5 protein-coding genes are annotated in these 5,223 nt (G+C 55.9%); 3 read left to right on the top strand and 2 right to left on the bottom strand.

Annotation, left to right across the window (positions count from 1 at the left end; all coding sequences use genetic code 11):
- On the bottom strand, nucleotides 1–515 hold a 515-nt coding region (locus DM374_RS32010), incomplete at its 3' end, for a PAS domain-containing protein (protein WP_157969797.1).
- Between the two features lie 467 nt (nucleotides 516–982).
- The gene (locus DM374_RS32015; RefSeq protein WP_110973475.1) at nucleotides 983–2,002 is read right to left on the bottom strand and encodes a hypothetical protein; all 1,020 of its coding nucleotides are present in this window, start codon (nucleotides 2,000–2,002) and stop codon (nucleotides 983–985) included.
- A 108-nt stretch (nucleotides 2,003–2,110) separates the two neighbouring features.
- Here DM374_RS32015 and DM374_RS34625 point away from each other — a divergent pair, with 108 nt between their 5' ends.
- The 3 genes from DM374_RS34625 (at nucleotide 2,111) to istB (ending at nucleotide 4,797) form a co-directional block, all read left to right on the top strand.
- A complete protein-coding gene (locus DM374_RS34625; protein ID WP_225422662.1) occupies nucleotides 2,111–2,284 on the top strand; it encodes a helix-turn-helix domain-containing protein in 174 nt (57 codons plus the stop codon).
- A gap of 222 nt (nucleotides 2,285–2,506) precedes the next feature.
- Nucleotides 2,507–4,066, top strand: a complete 1,560-nt coding sequence (gene istA / locus DM374_RS32025) for an IS21 family transposase (protein WP_110973477.1) — start codon at nucleotides 2,507–2,509, stop codon at nucleotides 4,064–4,066.
- Nucleotides 4,060–4,797, top strand: a complete 738-nt coding sequence (gene istB, locus DM374_RS32030) for an IS21-like element helper ATPase IstB (RefSeq protein ID WP_110973478.1) — start codon at nucleotides 4,060–4,062, stop codon at nucleotides 4,795–4,797. Before istA ends, istB begins: the two co-directional genes overlap by 7 nt.
- The last annotated feature ends 426 nt before the right edge of the window (nucleotides 4,798–5,223 follow it).

Below are 5,223 nucleotides of genomic sequence, written 5' to 3' on the forward strand. Positions count from 1 at the left end.
GCCGGGGAAATGAGCAGAGACACTGCCAGCACGAGTAGGCTGGCAAGCAGAGGCATAGCCAGCACCCGCAAGAAACGCGAAGCTTTGCCTGCTGAATCGCTCCACGTTCCAGAGCGCATCCGTGCATACAAGGCAGAGGCCCTGCGCACTTGCTCGGCATCCGGTTTTACCCGTACTGACTCATACCCCGTCACCCGGCCGTTTTCGGTTATCGGCGTCACATAGGCGTTGACCCAATAGAAGTCACCGTTTTTGCAGCGATTCTTGACGATGCCCATCCAGGCCTTGCCGACCTTGAGGTGACTCCACATGTGCGCGAATACCGCTTCTGGCATATCCGGATGGCGCACGATATTGTGCGGGGCTCCCAGCAGCTGATTACGTTCGAAGCCACTGATGCTGACGAAGTCATCATTACAGTAGGTGATGGTGCCATGCGTATCCGTAGTCGTGATCAAGCGTTGAGTGGCGGTGAAATCACGCTCTCTCGTAGTCACAGGGCCATTGTTTTTCATCGAGTAAAGTCTCGGAATCAATATTCAATTATAGCAAAAAGCCATCATACCAAAAAGCTATTTTAGCATCCCGGATGATTAGCTGAATCGGCAATTGGTCGTATATCTTTTGAGTGAAACCGGGCAGTTGCAGTCAGTTTTTGCGGTCGTCCCATACCATGCGTGAGCAGCATGCTGCCAGTAGCTTGCCTTGCTGAGCAACTTGCCAAAGTGGAGTACGCGCCCTCCGGAGCTTGACACCGCTGAGTGATTCGCTACGCCCGCTGACGGGGCGCCTTCAAACAGGCTTTGAGCTACGTACGATGTATTATCACGCTGCCTGACGCCCCTGCCACAGACTGATGCGCATCTGGCACAAATGCTCCACGAGCACGCCCGCGAACGCTTGACGATCCTGTCGTCGCGTACCTAGCTGGGGAAGGCGCTGCCCCGCTCAGTTGTAAGTTCATCTATCAGCCAGCAGCCTGCTAGCTCTGTGGATCAGCATATAAAGAAGCAGGTAACGACTCGCTCTCGAGCCGTATAGGACGCCCTGCACCAGAGCGTTTTCCTCCCCATTGCCCTCGCACATCCGCGCGGCAGCGATGCCACCCCTCGGCCCGTATTAGCATCGGCCAGATCAGTAATGGATGCTCGTACAGATGCTGATTGATAAGTCGATAAATTTGATTGGCCTTGGGTGGCAGGCCATCAGGACAGTGCAATAGATCAACCAGCATGCTCACGGCATTCGTATCGTTGAGCTGCTGCTGTCGTTCCCCGAGCAACTGCCACAGCAACGGGCGACGCTCAGTCAGCCAAGTCACAATGCCCTGTTCGGGGAACAGCACCACGGGAGTAAAGAGCCCTTCATGGAACTCCGTCACTTCCCTGGTCAGGATGCGATTTACCGCCTTATCGAACCGCTCTCTTTGGCGAACGCCTGATTTGTAGCGGGCCGCCGCAGCTTGCGTTCCGACCTCATCCTGAAGCGGAACATTGGGGGAATGGTGTGCGCAGAGCTTTCTTCCTGGCAATGGCTGCCGCCAACACAGCGTGCAAAAGCTGAACGGATCAAGTCGCAGGCCATTTTCCAAGCGCAAATGGCTCTGCACGGAAATCTTCAGTTGAGTACACATGCTGAGGAAGTAGGTGACCTCAATGACAGTCGGGAACGTGTACTCCCTTGGCGGCCAAGTCGTGTAGTGATGGATAAGCTCCACTGCCTTCATTACTTCAAACAGCAGAGGGGTGTTGCTCTTGCCAACGCAACATCCCAGCTCGGCATAAATTCCCCAGATGCCATTCCAGGTCGCTATGCGCTGCCCATAAAGCACATGGCAATGCTCAGGTGGGATCAAGGGCTGTAGATACTGCCTGATCAGTCGCAGCGCGATTGCCGGCGTAACAGCGATGTCAGCAGCGTGCAGCCTGATTGCCCAGAGGGCAACCGCCACATCCTCGTATACGAAAGAATCGAGAAATTCATCGTTCAGGTAGAGAGGCAAATCAAGTGTCCAGTCTGGCTAGTAGTTAGGTATCCACCAACTGCCTAGCATGCGTTATCGGGATATTGCAGCTCAGGCAAGGGGATAACGGTGGATACGATGACACTCATGGAGGTGAGTCAGATTCTCAGAATTTCTGAACATACGGCTCGCAACCGATTGAGCATGGGCTTGCCGATGCCGCCTTCGTTTCGCGTCGGTCGCCGCCGCTTGTTCCTTAAGCAGGAGGTCGAACGGTGGCTGGCCGCGCAGGCTGGAGTATCCGGCAGCCACGACCACTAAAGCCCAGAAAACTACAGGACATCACGCTATCAATTAGGTCATGCGAGCAAGAAAAACTGTGGACGCAAAAAAGGCCCGGAGCAGCAACTCCGAGCCTTTTTCTAGATGACATAAGCACCTTCAACGCTTGTGAATTCTCAGCGTCCTTCTATCGGCTGTCAAGGCCGAGGGGCAGGTACTGCCTGCCGTTAAGCGCCCTCCACAGGGCAAGAAGGAGTATGGATGAGAGTCAGGATTGAACCGCGCCTGCTGCGCGAAGCCGTGCGCCTGCACTATGGCACACGTTTATCGACACGCGAAATCGCTCATAGCACCGGGCTTTCGCGCAACAGCCTCAAGCGCTTGTGCCGGCACTTAGAAAACGTTGCCCTCGATGTGGGTCAGCTTGCTGAATGGAGCGACGAACAGCTTTATGAGCGCTTGGGTATCAAGCCATTCAACGGCTTCCGCCTGAAAGCCTGCCCCGACTGGAACTGGGTGCATTCTGAAATGCGTAATCCTTGCGTCACCCTGGAACTGCTCTGGCGTGAATGGCGGACCACCGAGCCAGACGGCATCGCCTATTCGCAGTTTACGGCCAGCTATCGCAGCTTTCTGCAACAACAACCATTGGCAATGCGTCAGCTTCATCTGCCTGGCGACAAGCTCTTTTTGGACTTTTCCGGCAAGACCATGCCGATCTATCTGGAAGGTCAATCGGAACCGCGCCTGGCACAAATCTTTGTTGGTGTGCTGGGTTACTCCAGCTACACCTTCGCCTGTGCCGTGTGGAGTCAACGGATTGAAGACTGGATGCACTGCCATGTGCAGGCCTTCAATTTCTTCGCAGGTGTACCCCGCCTACTGATTCCCGACAACCTCAAGGCGGCGGTGATCAAGCATGGCAAGGATGAAGTTCAGCTCAACCTGATCTACCAGCAACTGGCCCAGCATTACCAAGCCGTCATTCTGCCGGCGCGTCCGCGCAAACCCAAAGACAAGGGCAAGGTGGAAGCCGGAGTGAAACTGGTTCAGCGCTGGCTGCTGGCAGCTCTTCGTCACCGTCGGTTCTTCAGCTTGGCAGAACTCAATCAGGCCATCCTGGAATTGTTACCGGCATTCAATCAACGCCCCTTCAAGCGACAGCCCGGCTGTAGTCGGCACAGCCTGTTCGTTGAGGTGGAGCAGCCTGCGCTCCAGCCGTTGCCAATCCACGCCTATGAGCATGCCGACTGGCGCTTCAAGGTACGGGTGCGCAGTGACTACCTGGTGGAGTACGACAACCACCACTATTCAGTACCGAACCGATTAGTTCAGCAGCAAGTGGATGTCCGCGCTACTGGCGAGGTCGTGGAGGTTTTTCACAATCATCTGCGGGTCAGCAGTCATCCCCGACAGTATGTTTCCGGCATCAGCATGCAACCGGAGCACAGGCCGCCGAACCACCAGTATTACGCTGACAGTGAACCCGCCGCATTGCTCGCCTGGGGCGAGCGAGTCGGGCCAGCACTGCTGCGACACCTGCAATATCACCTGACCGAACGTACCGATGTGGCCAACGGGCACAAGGCTGCCAGCGCCTTGCGCAAAGAAGCTCGCTTGCATGGCGATGCCCGACTGGAGGAGGCCTGCGCCTATGCGCTGACCATCAAGACCTTCGCCCTGAAAAGCCTGCAATCCATTTTGCGCGAGCAACCCGACAAGCGCCCTGGCCTGAAAGCTTTACCCAGCTCGACACCGGCTCACGAAAACCTGCGTGGTGCCCATTACTTTGCTGATGAAAAGGAACGCTCGACATGCTGAACCAGCAGACCCAAAGCAAGCTCCAGCAACTGCAACTGTCCGGCATGGCCAAGGCCTACCGCGACCAGCTTGAACTGCCGCGCATGCAGGAACTGCCCTTCGATGATCGCCTGGGCCTGATGGTGGATCGTGAACTCAGCGAGCGCGAGAATCGCAAGCTATCTCGGCTGCTGAAACAGGCAAAGTTGCGCTATGCCGCACACTTGGAGGATGTTGACTACCGCAGCAGTCGAGGCCTGGATAAGCAAGTGATCGCCAGCCTGGCGGGCTGCACCTGGATCGGTCAGCAACAGAACCTGCTACTGACCGGTGCCACCGGCACAGGCAAGAGCTGGCTCGCCTGTGCATTCGGCAGCCAGGCCTGCCGGCAGGGCTACTCGGTGATCTATAAAAGCGCTTCGAAGCTCTATGAAGAGCTGCAAATCGCCATTGGCGACGGCTCCCTGCCCAAGTACCGAACGGCCTTGAGCAAAGTCCACCTGCTGATCCTCGATGACTTCGGGCTGGCACCGGTAGAACCCACTGTGGGGTATACCTTGCTGGATATTGTCGATCAACGCATGCAGACCGGCTCACTGATCATAACCAGTCAATTCCCTACGGAACACTGGCATAGCATGTTCAGCGACGCCACGCTGGCCGAGGCCATCCTGGATCGCATCGTCCACCGATCACACCGTATTGGGCTCAAGGGCGAGTCCTTGCGCAAGCAGGCTGTCAAGGCGCAGTGACCGATAGCGGAGGGGGCATTGTCCCCTTCGCTATTTTCGCGCCCGCGAAAATAGCCGAGTCAGTGAGCTGCATCTCAGGTGGAGTAAGCAGGCATGCACTACGGCTTCGTCGGCATCTCGAAAATGTCCCTTTAACCAAGCCTCCAAAGCGGAAATAACATCACTGATACGCACGACGAGCATAGCTTTGCGCTGCATTGTGTTCGCATGTGGTGTGCCCAGATCAGCATAGGCGTTTGAACTAATTTTCTCGACGTGCATTTGATGGAGCCAAGGCGGTTTGAAATTGCATCCATATTACCCTTGGCGGGTGGGCCAGAATCATCAGCGTAGTGGATCACAATCACTGGAAAGGATGGTCAGAACCTCCAGCGTAGGTGGGTCATAACCATTGGAATAAAGTGTCAGAACCAGCAGCGCCCACAG

This window comes from Pseudomonas huaxiensis (genome assembly GCF_003231275.1).
Taxonomy (GTDB): domain Bacteria; phylum Pseudomonadota; class Gammaproteobacteria; order Pseudomonadales; family Pseudomonadaceae; genus Aquipseudomonas; species Aquipseudomonas huaxiensis.